Here is a 14,733-nt window from a genome sequence, read left to right on the forward strand (position 1 = left end):
CTTGTATGAGCAAAGAAAAACACTACAATACTCTGGCGGAAAATATCCTTGAGCTATGCGGGGGGAAATCCAATATTTCTTCCTATACGCATTGCATGACCCGCTTGCGCATTACGCCTTACGATGTCAGCAAAACGGATAGTAAGGCATTAAGAGAGCTTGATGGCGTCCTTGGAGTCGTCGAAGCTGAAACCCTGCAGATTATTCTCGGCACTGGTGTCGTTAATCATGTCACCGCCGCTTTTTCGAAGCTGGTATCATCAGAAGAAGATTTCAATCTAAAAGAGGCCGCGTCCAAAAAGAAAACCGAGATCAATCGCAAGAATGCCACCCCGTTTAAGCTTTTTTTACGAAAAATAGCCAGCATCTTCATACCTCTCATTCCCGCACTCGTCGCTTCAGGCTTAATTACCGGGGTTACCAAAGCGGTAACCCAAGCCGGCTGGCTCTCTGCAGAATCACAAACAGCAATTATATTGACAGTCATCGGATCAGGCCTGTTCACTTATCTCGGTATTCTCGTCGGCATTAACGCGTCAAAAGAATTTGGCGGGACGCCCGCTCTCGGCGCTCTGGCAGGGATTCTGATCATTAACCCGGAAATCGCAAAGATCAGTTTATTCGGAGAACAGCTTCTTCCCGGCAGGGGAGGCCTCATCGGCGTTCTATTCGCAGCTATATTCATTGCTTACACCGAACAATTCGTCCGCCGCTTTATTCCTCAATCACTCGATATTATCGTAACGCCAACAGTTTCACTTTTGATCACTGGAATATTGACGTATGTCGTTTTCATGCCTTTAGGCGGTTTCATTTCAGATGTCATCACATCCGGTCTTCTATCCATCTTAGACATCGGCGGAATCGCTGCAGGCTTTATTCTGGGCGCGACCTTCCTGCCTCTCGTTGTAACGGGGCTACATCAAGGCCTGACGCCGGTGCACATGGAACTCATCAATTCAATCGGTGATGACCCGCTTCTCCCTATCCTTGCCATGGGAGGCGCGGGACAAGTGGGCGCAGCCTTCGCCATCTTCGTTAAAACAAAGAAAAAAACACTGAGAAAAGCGATAACAGGGGGTCTTCCTTCAGGACTGCTCGGCATCGGTGAACCGCTTATATTCGGTGTAACGCTGCCGCTTGGCCGTCCGTTTTTGACAGCATGCTTAGGGGCGGGGATCGGCGGAGCTTTTCAAGCTTATTTTCAGGTAGCCACAATTGCAATCGGCGTCTCTGGACTGCCGCTCTCCTTTCTGGTCCTGCCTTCACAAATCATCTTATATATCATTGGTCTCTTTATTTCCTATGTGTTCGGCTTTTTATTGACCTACGCTTTCGGATATAAAGATGAAATGGCTGCCCAGTTCGATTAAATGATGACAATTTAGGAATAGTAACGGCATAGAAACACGGAAAGGAGCAAGCTTGTGAGAACGAAGACATTAGCATTACTCAGCGCTATTTTAACCGTGTCCATTCTGTCGCCGAACGAAGCCTTCGCACAAACCGCCCTTCATCAAGCAGACAACCAAGTTAAGCCGAAAACAATAAATCCAGAAACTGCACAGTTGTCGTCGAAGAAACTAAGGAAGGTTGATCAGATGATTGAACGGGACATTGCAGCAGGATTCCCCGGCGCCGTTCTAGTCGTCGTGAAGGACGGCCGTATGATCAAAAAAGAAGCATACGGCTACAGTAAAAAATACGACGGGGCTGAACTCTTGCGCCGTCCGGCAAAAATGAAAACCCGCACGATGTTTGACTTGGCATCAAATACAAAAATGTATGCGACCAATTTTGCTTTACAGCGCTTAGTCAGCCAAGGCAAACTCGACCTTTATAAAAAGGTATCCGCTTATTTGCCTGATTTCAAGGATCAGCCTACAGATCGCATCAAAGGAAAAGATAACATTCGTGTCATTGATGTCCTGCAGCACCAATCAGGGCTGCCATCCAGCTTCTACTTTTACAGCCCGGAAAAAGCTGGCATGTATTATTCGCAGGAGCGGGAGAAAACCATTGAATACTTGATGAAAATCCCGCTGGATTATGAAACAGAAACAAAACACGTATACAGTGACATTGGATACATGCTTCTCGGCTGTATTGTCGAAAGACTCACCAGCAAACCGCTTGATGTCTATACGGAACAAGAGCTCTACAAACCGCTGGGGCTGAAGCATACGTTGTACAATCCGCTGCAAAAAGGCTTTACAGCAAAACAGTTTGCAGCCACTGAACGTATGGGCAATACACGAGACGGTGTTATCCATTTTCCTCATATCCGTACGAACACGCTGCAAGGAGAAGTACACGACGAAAAAGCATTCTATTCGATGGAAGGCGTTTCAGGCCACGCCGGACTGTTTTCAAACGCTGATGATATGGCGATTCTGCTTCAAGTCATGTTAAACAAAGGAACGTACCGAAACGTTTCATTATTCAATCAGAAAACAGCTGACCTATTTACAGCGCCATCAGCAACAGATCCGACATTCGGCCTTGGATGGCGGCGAAACGGAAGTAAAAGCATGGAATGGATGTTTGGCCCTTATGCAAGCAAAAATGCGTACGGACATACTGGCTGGACAGGAACGGTTACCATCATTGATCCGGCATACAATTTAGGCATTGCTTTGTTAACAAATAAAAAGCATTCACCAGTCGCTGATCCAGCGGAAAATCCTAACGTGTTTGAGGGTGATCAATTTTCAACAGGCAGGTACGGAAGCGTCATCACCGCGATTTATGAAGCAATGAAATAATTGACGATAGGAGGAAGTTGTTATGAAACCTGTCATTTCGCTTATCCTTTCCACCGTCCTTTTTCTTTCATGTTTTCTCGGCGTCAATCAGACAGCTAAAGCGAAACCTCGCAGCTCAACAGATGCCAAACAGATCGTTGATCATATGACGTTAGATGAAAAGCTTGGCCAAATGCTGATGCCGGATTTCAGAAACTGGCAAAAGGAAGGTGAGTCTTCTCCGAAAGCCTTCACAGAAATGAATGAGGAAGTCGCTGGCCTCATCAAGAAATATCAATTCGGCGGCGTCATACTATTTGCAGAAAATGTAAAAACAACTGAACAAACGGTACGGCTGACAGACGCATATCAAAAGGCCAGCCCTAAGATTCCGCTCTTACTCAGCATTGATCAAGAAGGCGGGATCGTGACGAGATTAGGGGAGGGCACTCATTTCCCAGGGAATATGGCGCTTGGCGCAACAAGAAGCAGAATCAATGCATATCAGACCGGCAGCATGATCGGCAAAGAGCTTTCTGTCTTAGGCATCAATACAGATTTCAGCCCAGTCTTGGACATTAATAATAACCCTGATAATCCCGTGATCGGTGTGAGATCATTCAGTTCTGATCGTGAACTGACAGCACGACTCGGTTTATATTCTATGAAAGGTTTGCAACGGCAACATATCGCCTCTGCTCTTAAGCATTTCCCGGGACATGGCGACACTGACGTTGACAGCCATTATGGACTGCCGCTCGTTTCTCATAGCCAGGAACGGCTTCGTGAGGTTGAACTCTATCCTTTTCAAAAAGCGATTGATGCCGGAGCAGATATGGTAATGACAGCTCATGTTCAATTTCCAGCCTTTGACGACACCACATATAAAAGCAAGCTTGACGGATCAGATATTATGGTTCCCGCTACACTTTCAAAGAAAGTAATGACCGGGCTGCTTCGGGAGGAAATGGGATTTGGCGGTGTAATCGTCACTGATGCTCTCAATATGAAAGCTATAGCAGATCATTTCGGTCAGGAAGAGGCGGTCGTCATGGCCATAAAGGCCGGTGTTGATATTGCGTTAATGCCTGCCTCAGTTACATCTTTGAAAAATGAACATAAATTTGCAAGCATAATTGACTCCTTAAAAGAAGCTGTCGAGAAAGGAGACATTCCCTTACAGCAAATCAACAAATCGGTGGAAAGAATCATTTCCCTGAAAATAAAACGCGGTATTTACCCCGCTCAGAATGACAGCAGTATTGATAAAAAGGTGAAGAAAGCGCTCAAAACAGTGGGAAGCAAACACCATACGAAGACAGAGCAAAAAATCGCTGAAAAGGCAGTGACAGTATTAAAAAATGATCAGCATACCTTGCCGTTCAAACCCAAAAAAGGCAGCCGAATCTTAATTGCCGCACCTTACGAGGAACAAACAGCATCCATTGAAAAAACCATTCACGATTTAATGCAGCGAAAGAAAATCAATTCTGTTTCTCTTACCAAAATCAACTTTGCAGAAAAGGTATTTAATGCTGAGTATGAAAAACAAGTAAAAGAAGCTGATTATATCATTACAGGCTCTTACGTTGTAAAAAATGACCCTGTCGTTAACGACGGTGTCATCGACGACACGGTAACAGATTCAAGCAAATGGGCCACCGCTTTTCCGAGAGCTGTCATGAATGCCGCACTGCAGCACAAAAAGGAGTATGTCTTAATGAGTCTGCGGAATCCTTATGATGCCGCCAATTTCGAAGAAGCTAGAGCCTTGATTGCCGTCTATGGTTTTAAAGGATATGCAAACGGCCGTTATCTTCAGCCGAATATTCCGGCCGGGGTTAAAGTGATCTTCGGACAATCAAAGCCAAAGGGCACACTGCCAGTCGACATTCCATCCGTCACAAAACCAGGAGACATCCTTTATCCATATGGCTATGGAGTAAACATCAAAACGGGAAAACCGCTTTAATAAGGAGGAACATATGAAAAAAACGGTATTGGTTCTTCTCGCAGGGCTTATGATGTTCGGAACAATGACGGCTGCCACTGCTACACCTGAATCGGCAAAACAAACAGCAAAAAAACCTAAAGTCCAGACCGGCATTGATATCCTCTTGTCCCAACACAAAAAGCAGCTAAAGGGAAAAAGAGTCGGACTGATTACCAACCCAACAGGTGTGAGTGCTTCCCTTAAAAGCAGCGTAGATATTCTTTACGAAGACCCCGATATTCAGCTGACAGCTTTATTCGGGCCTGAGCACGGTGTTCGCGGCGACGCTCAGGCAGGAGACGAAGTAGGCTTTTACATTGACGAAAAAACCGGGGTTCCCGTATACAGCCTTTACGGAAAAACGAAAAAACCCACTCCTGATATGCTGAAACATGTCGATGTTCTTATATTTGACATCCAGGACGTCGGGACTCGTTACTATACGTACATTTATACAATGGCCTATGCAATGGAAGCCGCGAAAGAAAACGGAATTCCTTTTATCGTGCTGGACCGTCCGAATCCCCAAGGCGGAAAAAAGGTTGAAGGACCGGTGCTGGAGCCCGAGTACGCATCCTTTGTCGGACTCTATCCCATTCCATTAAAGCACGGGATGACCATTGGAGAATTGGCTTTACTATTCAACAAGGAATTTAATATTGATGCTGATGTGTCAGTCGTGAAAATGAAGCACTGGAAACGCTCTATGGACTTTGATGAAACCAGATTGCCATTCGTTCTCCCTTCACCTAACATGCCAACCGTAGAGAGCACATTTGTGTACCCTGCAACAGGGTTAATTGAAGGAACAAATGTATCTGAAGGGCGGGGAACGACTAAACCATTCGAGTTGATCGGAGCTCCCTTTATCAAAAGCACTGAGCTTGCAGAAAAAATGAACCGTCTTGGTCTGCCTGGCGTTACATTTAGAGCTGCCTCCTTTACTCCAACGTTCTCCAAACATCAAGGAACACTTTGCCACGGCGTGCAGCTCTTTATTACGGACAGAGAGAAATTTGAAGCGGTTAAAACAGGACTGTCGCTTATTAAAATGATACATGACCTCTATCCTGATGATTTTAAGTTCCTAGCGTCTGGCTCATTTGATAAATTGGCTGGCAACGGCTGGGTTCGAACGAAAATCGTGAACGGTGCTTCAATTGATGAAATCATTGCCACCTATCAAAAACAGCTGAAGCAATTCAATAAAACAAGAAAACAATATCTCATTTATTAAGACGTAAGAAGGGTATGTTACACGTGTAACATTCTCTTACCCAACAAAAGCTTGATCATTTTCCCTTGCCCGCTCTTGCGGCAAGGGTTTTTTATATACAAAAACAACACGCTTTATATAGGAAAACTTTCATTTATTTGGTACAATCTTATTGAAAATGATTATCAATTAAGCGAGCGTTTTTGAAAAGGTGGTCTTCTCCTTGCAAAACTCAATGATGATTTATCATCCTGTACAAATTGAATATATGAAGAAAACGAGTGATCTCTTCTCAGAACAGCAATTGGTTGACTCATTCGTGCTGATCTTTCATTTAAAAGGAGATGGACATATTTCTATCGGAACGAGAACCGCGCCTCTCCAAAAAAAGACACTGTATGTTTGTCCGCCTCATGAGACATTCGGCATTACACCAGCAGAAGAGAGAAATATAGATGTTTGTCTGATCAGGCTTCACTGCTATACAGCGGAAACCCAGCAAGATCTCTTAAAACCATGCACTGAAACTGATTTATCCACTCTAAACCTTGTGAATGTTTCACATATTGAAAACCTTTCAGCCAGGCTTCAAGAACTTGCTGAAATATGGACAGAATCCTCTCAGCTTTCTCAATTGAAATGTGTGATTGAGGTTCAGAGCCTGATTTATGACCTCTTCACAGCCAATGTCTCTGATCAAAACGATACACAGACAGCTATCGAAAAAACAAAACAATACATTGAAACTCATGCCGATAGAAAAATTACACTAGGCCAGCTCTCACAAATGGCGGGAATCAGCCCCAAACATTACAGCGAAACCTTTAAAAAGTGGACAGGTCAGAGCGTAACAGAATTTATCACAAAAACGCGAATCACTCGAGCGAAGCGGCTCATGGCAAGATCCAACTGTAAACTGAAGGAAATTGCCCATCAAACCGGCTATCAAGATGAATTTTATTTCAGCAGAATCTTTAAAAAACACACAGGCTGTTCTCCAACAAGCTATATGAAAAAACGCCGAAAAAAAATAGCCGCCTATGGAAAGGGAACAATGGGGCAGCTCATCCCTCTCCATCATATACCGTTTGCAGCCGCACTCCATCCAAAATGGACGGCTTACTATTATCAGCATTACTCAGCAGATATTCCAGTTCAGCTCAACGCATACCGGTTTAATGAAAAATGGGAGGAAAACCTGCATACGTTGTCCCAAGCTAAACCCGATATCATTTTCAGCATGGATTCTGTCTCTTCAGAAGAACAAAAGCGCCTTAACAGCATTGCAGAAGTATGTTACCTTCCTTCAGAAGAAAACTGGAGAGCTCACTTTCTGCAAACCGCCTCGTTTTTAAATGAAGAATCGGAAGCTGAAAAGTGGCTCGCAGCCTATGACAAGCAGACCGCTGCCGCTAAAAAGACATTGCTGCACGCTCAAGAGTTTCGCTTTCTCTTTCTTCGTCTGCACAAGCAGAGCTTTTATATGGCACATAATCGCAGCGTCCGCGAAGTCTTCTTTGAAGATTTAGAATTCAAATCGGCTAAACTGGCAGACATGCCTTCCGAACAAGCGATTTCATTAGAAGACATCACAAATTGCCAAGCTGACTGTATCATGCTCTTTCTTTTTAAAGAGCCGGAAACCATTGCCTATTACCAGCAATTAAAACAGTCAGAAATATGGCAAAACCTAAGCGCAGTGCGAAACGGACGTGTGTATCACCTCTCTTCAGACCCATGGAATGAATACTCGGCTTGCGGGCACGAGCGGATTGTTCAGCAAACCATTTCTATGCTATCCGGCGATAGTCCATGATAAATATGGAATTTGTCCATGGTGTTATGTCTGTTCATTCTCTATAATTCCAATTGATAATAGTTATCAATTGAACAGGAGGCACTATAGATGAAAAAGCTATCTCTTACCTTATTAATCTTGCTTCTCGCCCTGACGGCGGCAGCTTGCGGCAGCAAGGAAGAATCCTCTGCCAGCAAAGCGAGCGGCACAAAGTCCGAGAAAAAGAAAATCGAGTATTTGGATAAAACGTACGAAGTAAACGTACCAACAGATAAGATTGCCATTACGGGTAGCGTTGAATCCATGGAAGACGCTAAACTGCTTGACGTTCATCCACAGGGTGCAATCTCATTTTCAGGAAAATTCCCTGAAATGTTCAAGGACATCACTGATAAAGCAACACCTACAGGGGAAAAAATGGAACCAAATATTGAAAAAATTCTTGAGATGCAGCCAGATGTGATCTTGGCATCTACAAAGTTCCCTGAGAAAACCCTGCAAAAAATAAGCACGGCCGGCACGACCATTCCGGTTTCTCACATCTCATCAAACTGGAAGGAAAACATGATGCTGCTTGCCCAGCTTACTGGAAAAGAGAAAAAAGCCAAGAAAATCATTGCCGACTATGAACAGGATCTAAAAGAAACAAAAACGAAAATCGATAAACAAGCAAAAAGTTCAAAAGCGCTTGTCATCAGAATCAGACAGGGAAATATTTACATTTATCCTGAACAAGTATACTTTAACTCAACTCTTTATGGCGACTTAGGCCTTAAAGCGCCGAATGAAGTCAAAGCCGCAAAAGCGCAAGAGCTGATTTCATTAGAAAAACTCAGTGAAATGAACCCTGACCACATTTTCGTCCAATTTTCTGATGATGAAAATGCGGATAAACCTGATGCATTAAAAGATTTAGAGAAAAATCCAATCTGGAAAAGCCTCACAGCAGTCAAAGAAGATCATGTGTACGTCAATTCAGTTGATCCTCTCGCACAAGGCGGTACGGCTTGGAGCAAAGTCCGCTTCCTGAAAGCGGCATCTGAAAAATTAACACAAGACTAAATTAGAGTAGGTTTTTGTATGTATTCAAAACAGTGGACACGTATCATTTTGATTACTTCTCCATTTGCTATTGCATTATCATTGCTGCTTTCCGTCCTCTATGGCGCAAAGCAGCTTAATGCTGATATTGTCTTTGCATCACTTTTTCATTTTGATCCGGGAAACACAGACCATCAAATCATATGGCACTCCCGGATTCCAAGGGCTGCCGGCGCTCTGCTCATTGGGGCAGCCCTTGCTGTATCTGGAGCGCTCATGCAAGGCATCACACGCAATTATTTGGCATCGCCCTCAATTATGGGTGTTTCAGATGGTTCCGCGTTTATCATCACGCTTTGTATGGTTCTGCTCCCGCAATCATCTTCGCTTGAAATGATCATTTACTCTTTTATCGGCTCCGCATTTGGAGCTGCATTGGTATTCGGCCTGGCAACAATGCTGCCTAACGGGTTTACGCCTGTACAGCTAGCCATCATTGGCACTGTCACAAGCATGCTGCTAAATAGTTTAGCAGCTGCCATATCGATCTATTTTCAAATTTCACAGGATCTGAGTTTCTGGTACAGCGCCAGACTTCATCAAATGAGCCCCGACTTCCTGAAGCTTGCCGTTCCATTTTTTCTGGCTGGTATCGTCATAGCTGTCTCTCTCAGCAATAAAGTGACCGCTGTTTCACTAGGCGACGATATTTCTAAGAGTTTGGGCCAAAAGAAAAAAACGATCAAAATCATGGCAATGCTCTCTGTCATCATTTTAACCGGAAGTGCCGTAGCGCTTGCCGGAAAAATTGCGTTTGTCGGTTTAGTCGTTCCGCATATCACAAGATTTCTCGTCGGCTCGGATTATAACAGACTGATTCCTTGTTCCTGCATCTTGGGCGGAATTTTTTTAACGCTGTGCGATCTCGCCAGCAGATTTATCAATTACCCATTTGAAACACCGATTGAGGTTGTGACTTCTATTATCGGCGTTCCTTTCTTCCTTTATTTGATCAAACGAAAAGGAGGAGAGCAAAATGGCTAAAAAATATGCAGTGTTAATCATATTGATTCTCCTTGTCAGCTATTTCAGCATGACCAGCGGATCATTTTCTGTTCGTCCGACAGAGCTGCTCTCCACTCTTTTTCAGATCAATCCCAATCCGCAGTATGAAGTTTTGCTGTTTGACTTAAGACTTCCGCGGATTGTCATGGCAGCCATTATCGGACTCGGACTTGGTATAGCAGGAGCTGTCATTCAGGCCATCACACGAAACGGCCTTGCAGACCCGGGAATATTGGGAATCAATGCCGGAGCAGGGGCAGGCATTGTGGCGTTTATGCTGTTGTTTCAAGGCCAGAAGGAAGTAACTTCAATCGTCGCGGCGATGGGAATGCCGTTTTTCGGCCTGATCGGCGGACTGGCTGCTGCAGTCATGATTTACATATTCGCTTGGAACAGAGGCAATTTAGATTCAGGCAGAATTATTCTGGTAGGAATCGCGATTAATTCAGGCTTCAGCGCCTTGTCTTTGTTTTTATCCTTAAAAATGGACCCGCAAGATTATGAAATGGCCATGGTATGGAAAAACGGAAGCATCTGGTCGGCAAACTGGACATATATCACAGCTGTTCTTCCGTGGATGCTGCTGTTTATTCCTATTCTTTTGGCCAAGTCTCGTTTGCTTGATACCATCCGCTTTGACGAAGACACGGTCAGAAGCCTTGGCATTTCATCAAATAAAGAAAAAACCATTCTGCTCGTCGCCTGTGTCGCCATCATCAGCGCCTGTGTCTCTGTGGCGGGAAGCATGGCATTTGTCGGCTTAATCGCGCCCCATATTTCCCGGAGATTGGCCGGTATCGAACACCGCTATATTTTGCCTTTGAGCGGCTTGATCGGCATGCTGCTTGTATTGAGTGCGGATTTTGCCGGGAAACTGTTTTTCCAGCCCGCAGAAGTGCCAGCCGGCATTATTTTGGCGATACTCGGTGTTCCGTATTTCTTATACCTGCTTTTCAAGCAAAAAAAGGGGGAGAATGTTTGAACGGATCTTTATCAGAGCATAAGGCGGGCGACAGGATGTTCAAGCTATATCTCCCTCCTTCCTACAGTACGGACAGCAGGGGAGGATTTCCTTCTGTTTACGTACAGGATGGCGGTTCTTTGTTTCAAGATCAACTAGAACTGATAGAAAGCAGGTTCCATCAAAAAAGGGTGCCTCAGCTCGTGCTGATTGGTATAGAGCCTAAAAACCGAATTGACGAGTACACTCCTTGGCCCGCCGCATCACTCAGTGATCAGTTTTCAGACTTCGGCGGTAAGGGGACTGACTATCTTTCTGAAATAAGAAACCGGCTCATTCCGTTTGTGGAAGAAAATTGGAATGTCTCCAGAAGAGCACAATCCAGAGGTATAATCGGCGCCTCATTAGGAGGCATCATCTCGATGTTCGCCTTTCTGAGACATCCATCATTATTTGGAAAAATAGGATCTCTCTCAAGTTCATACTGGTACGAGAACACAGCAGAAACCATACATACTGCCGCTGTAAAGCCCGATTCAACGCGTATTTATATGTCTGTCGGCAGTGAAGAAGGCGCTGGAAAACAATCAATTCAGCAGACGATGCTGCAAAAAACAAAATCCGTATACGAGAGCCTAAAAGAAAAAGGGTTCACTCAAGATCAGCTGTGTCTCGTCATTGAGAAAGGGGCGGTACACCACCGCAAGTATTTCTGTAAACAATTTATCAATGCCCTGGAATGGCTATACAGAAAAAACCGCTCTATCATATGAGCGGTTTTTTCATGCCTTCTGCAAGACGGGTTTTAATTCGAAACGGTTCAGCATATAGCCGAACAAAGCAGCCAGGATTTGCTGAAACAGCATGCCAATCACAACCGGAACGGCTACCTGGGACGGAAAGAAAGTGACGGCAAGAACAGCGCCGGCACTGATATTCCTCATGCCACCCGTAAAAATAAGAGAGACAATTTCCTCCTGCCGCCTTTTCATCATTTTTCCTATAAGCCACGCGGCAGCATACCCGGTTAACGCAATACAAAAAACAGTAACAGCAATCCCTAAAAATCTTAAATCAATCGCTTTGAAATAAGGAGCTATCACAGAGCTGTTAATCGCAATCACGGCCATCAGGCACAGCTTTGAAAAGGGAGATAGCGTACTGCTCAACGCTGCGGTTCTTTCTGGAGATGACATCTGATTAAACAGCATGCCCAGGAATGAAGGAATCACCACCATCACAATCAGACCCTTCATCATTCCCCAAACATCCATGTGAACCTGGGCACCGGCCAGCACAGAAAGACTCAGCGGAACGATTAACGGCGACAGCACGGTATCAATCAATATGATAGAAAGCGTCAAACCGACATTTCCTTTGTACATTGCAGCCCAAATCAAACTCGTAATCCCTGTAGGAATGACAACAGCTAATGTCAAACCGGTGATCGTTAATGGATCGCCTTGAAATATGAGATGTCCGCTGCCCCAGGCGAAAAGCGGCATAAAAATATGAAGAACAAATAATGCAAGAATCATAGGAAGAGGGTGTGCCAAGGCGTGTCTCAAAGATTGAAAGTTCGCGCTCAAGCTCCCCGCAAACGTAATAAACGCAAATATCCAAGGCACCGCGCTTTCATATCCATTTAAAAACTGAGACAGCAGGACGCCAAGCACAACACTAGTCGGTGTCAAAAGCGGCATGACTTTCCCCAATACACGGTTCAGCTTCTGAAGCATCATATACAAGTCCCCTATTAAAAATTTCTTTCTCTCTATTATATCAATGCAGTTCAACCATATGTTATATAAAAAAGCCCAGATCTCATCAATCTGGACTTTCACACTTTTATGCCATCTGTTTCATAAGGGCTTTACTTGCATTGTTCAGCCCTTTTAACTCGGCTTCAATTCCTTGCTCTTTAAACTTTGCGACAATCTTATCAAGCGCAGCCGCTCCTGAATCATCCCATACGTGAGCATCGGTCAAGTCAATGACAACTCGTTCGATATCCTCATCAAAGATAAACGCATTTGTAAGATCAGTCACTGACGCAAAAAAGATCTGTCCCTTGACTTGATACGTTCTCAGCTTTTGATCTTCTGCATGAGAAACGATTTTCAGCTTCGAGATTTTGGCTACGAAGAAAACGGCACTTAACAGAACACCGACAAATACGCCTTTCGATAAGTCATCCGTCACGACAACCGTAATCACCGTCACAACCATTACAATTGAATCTGTGATCGGCGCTTTTTTCAAGCCTTTTAAAGAAGACCAATCAAATGTGCCGACAGACACCATAACCATAACAGCCACTAACGCAGCCATCGGAATTTTTACAACAACCTGACTCAAAACGGCAATTAAAAACATAAGAAAAGCACCGGCAACAAAGGCTGATAACCGTCCGCGGCCGCCCGCTTTTGTATTAATAACAGATTGTCCGATCATAGCGCAGCCCGCCATACCGCCAAAAAATCCAGTGACGATATTTGCGATTCCCTGTCCGTGGCTCTCTTTATTTTTATCACTGTCCGTATCCGTCATTTCATCAATAATCTGTGCAGTCAGCAAAGACTCAAGCAAACCGACAAACGCCAAAGCAATGGAATAAGGAAAAATGATTTTGAGCGTTTCGAAGGTAAGCGGAACATCAGGTATTAGAAAATGAGGCAATGAACTAGAGATATTGCCCATATCTCCAACCGTCCGCACATCCACATGGAAAGTGACCGCAATAATCGTCATCACTATAATCGCGACAAGCGGAGATGGCACCGCAGTCGTAAACCTCGGCAGTACATAAATAATAACCAATGATCCGGCAAGCATCGCATACATGCTCCAAGATGCACCTGCAAACTGAGGCAGCTGCGCAGAGAAAATAAGAATTGCCAGCGCATTTACAAACCCGATCATCACAGAACGAGGAATGAATTTCATTAATTTCGCAATTTTACTGATGCCTAAAATCACCTGAATAACACCTGTCAAAATGGTAGCCGCAAATAAATACTGAAGCCCGTAATCGGCAACCAGTGACACCATCACTACCGCCATCGAGCCAGTCGCAGCCGAAATCATCCCCGGTCTTCCGCCAAAAATAGAAATAATAATGGCTATACAAAATGAAGCATAAAGACCAACCATTGGATCAACGCCGGCAATAATCGAGAAACCAATCGCTTCAGGTATTAAGGCTAACGCCACCAAAATTCCTGCAAGAATATCTTTTCGGATATTACCGAACCACTGCTGTTTCAATGTAAAACTATTCAAATATAACGACTCCTTTTTAAAAATAAATCCGCACCGTATCTGTTGTATTGGGAGCTTAATTATTTTACGGAAGAAAACGAAAAGAAAAACTTTCGGAGAAAAAGGGGAAACGTTGAGTATAGTGTATTGAGGTAAGGAGTTATTATACAAAGAGTATCATAATAAATTTTAATCAAATGTGCAAGGTCAAATACTGAAGAAAAAAATGGATCAAAATTTTTGAGCCAGTTGCCATTAGCTCATATCAGGATCAGAAACAAGAATCGTTTTGACTTCTTGAATATCTTTCCTATCATTAGATGTCGAGTCTATTCCCATCAAGTTTTGTATGGCTAACTCAAATTTCTCCAGCGTCGTTTCTTCCGTTATGAGCTTAGGAAGCTGCGGCATATCTACAGCACATGAAACCGCGTCCTCCATGATCTGCCGAGCCTCTCCGGTTCCGATTGCCGAAGTTAAATCCTACGGGTGATAAACATAATCGGATAACCGGTGGCGGCTCTGTTCGATACTCTCCCACTTCAGTTGCAATCGTCAGTCTTGATAATTTTTTACCATTATTTGAAACGAATTAGTACAGATATAAAAAAAGAACAAAATAAAAGACCAGTTCAGTTGAACTGGTCTTTACCT

At 44.0% G+C, this 14,733-nt stretch carries 11 protein-coding genes and 1 pseudogene; 9 read left to right on the plus strand and 3 right to left on the minus strand.

The window, feature by feature from the left end; genetic code table 11:
• The first annotated feature begins 5 nt into the window (after window positions 1-5).
• From V6D42_RS18525 to V6D42_RS18565, 9 genes are all read left to right on the plus strand, one after another.
• Window positions 6-1,373: a PTS transporter subunit EIIC gene (locus V6D42_RS18525; RefSeq protein WP_333514209.1), complete on the plus strand. Its 1,368-nt coding sequence runs from the start codon at window positions 6-8 to the stop codon at window positions 1,371-1,373.
• Between the two features lie 54 nt (window positions 1,374-1,427).
• On the plus strand, window positions 1,428-2,765 hold the full coding sequence (gene pbp4b / locus V6D42_RS18530; protein ID WP_333514210.1) for a penicillin binding protein PBP4B: 1,338 nt from the start codon (window positions 1,428-1,430) through the stop codon (window positions 2,763-2,765).
• Window positions 2,766-2,787: 22 nt separating this feature from the next.
• Window positions 2,788-4,716: a glycoside hydrolase family 3 protein gene (locus tag V6D42_RS18535; RefSeq protein WP_333514211.1), complete on the plus strand. Its 1,929-nt coding sequence runs from the start codon at window positions 2,788-2,790 to the stop codon at window positions 4,714-4,716.
• A gap of 13 nt (window positions 4,717-4,729) precedes the next feature.
• Window positions 4,730-5,974 carry an exo-beta-N-acetylmuramidase NamZ family protein gene (locus V6D42_RS18540; RefSeq protein ID WP_333514212.1) on the plus strand — a complete coding sequence of 415 codons (1,245 nt, stop codon included), beginning with the start codon at window positions 4,730-4,732 and terminating at the stop codon, window positions 5,972-5,974.
• Between the two features lie 214 nt (window positions 5,975-6,188).
• A complete protein-coding gene (btr, locus tag V6D42_RS18545) occupies window positions 6,189-7,769 on the plus strand; it encodes a bacillibactin transport transcriptional regulator Btr (RefSeq protein ID WP_333514226.1) in 1,581 nt (526 codons plus the stop codon).
• Between the two features lie 90 nt (window positions 7,770-7,859).
• Complete coding sequence (feuA, locus tag V6D42_RS18550) at window positions 7,860-8,813, plus strand: iron ABC transporter substrate-binding protein FeuA (protein WP_333514213.1); 954 nt, start codon at window positions 7,860-7,862, stop codon at window positions 8,811-8,813.
• 18 nt (window positions 8,814-8,831) lie between these two features.
• Window positions 8,832-9,836 (plus strand): FecCD family ABC transporter permease, encoded by a 1,005-nt coding sequence (locus V6D42_RS18555; RefSeq protein ID WP_333514214.1) that lies wholly within the window; start codon window positions 8,832-8,834, stop codon window positions 9,834-9,836.
• Entirely contained in the window at window positions 9,829-10,839 is a 1,011-nt protein-coding gene (feuC, locus tag V6D42_RS18560) for an iron ABC transporter permease FeuC (protein WP_168746791.1), read from the plus strand. The genes V6D42_RS18555 and feuC overlap by 8 nt, the downstream gene beginning before the upstream one ends.
• Complete coding sequence (locus tag V6D42_RS18565; protein WP_333514215.1) at window positions 10,836-11,591, plus strand: alpha/beta hydrolase; 756 nt, start codon at window positions 10,836-10,838, stop codon at window positions 11,589-11,591. Before feuC ends, V6D42_RS18565 begins: the two co-directional genes overlap by 4 nt.
• Before the next feature lie 9 nt (window positions 11,592-11,600).
• On the opposite strand, the gene V6D42_RS18570 is transcribed toward V6D42_RS18565, so the two are convergent.
• The 3 genes and pseudogenes from V6D42_RS18570 to V6D42_RS18580 form a co-directional block, all read right to left on the minus strand.
• The gene (locus V6D42_RS18570) at window positions 11,601-12,521 is read right to left on the minus strand and encodes a bile acid:sodium symporter family protein (protein WP_333514227.1); all 921 of its coding nucleotides are present in this window, start codon (window positions 12,519-12,521) and stop codon (window positions 11,601-11,603) included.
• A gap of 145 nt (window positions 12,522-12,666) precedes the next feature.
• Entirely contained in the window at window positions 12,667-14,100 is a 1,434-nt protein-coding gene (locus V6D42_RS18575) for a SulP family inorganic anion transporter (protein ID WP_333514216.1), read from the minus strand.
• Window positions 14,101-14,334: 234 nt separating this feature from the next.
• A pseudogene (locus tag V6D42_RS18580) lies at window positions 14,335-14,547 on the minus strand (zinc-dependent alcohol dehydrogenase); the annotation flags it as partial.
• Between the last annotated feature and the right edge of the window lie 186 nt (window positions 14,548-14,733).

This window comes from Bacillus sp. 0909A, assembly GCF_036765115.1.
Taxonomy (GTDB): Bacteria; Bacillota; Bacilli; order Bacillales; family Bacillaceae; genus Bacillus; species Bacillus mojavensis.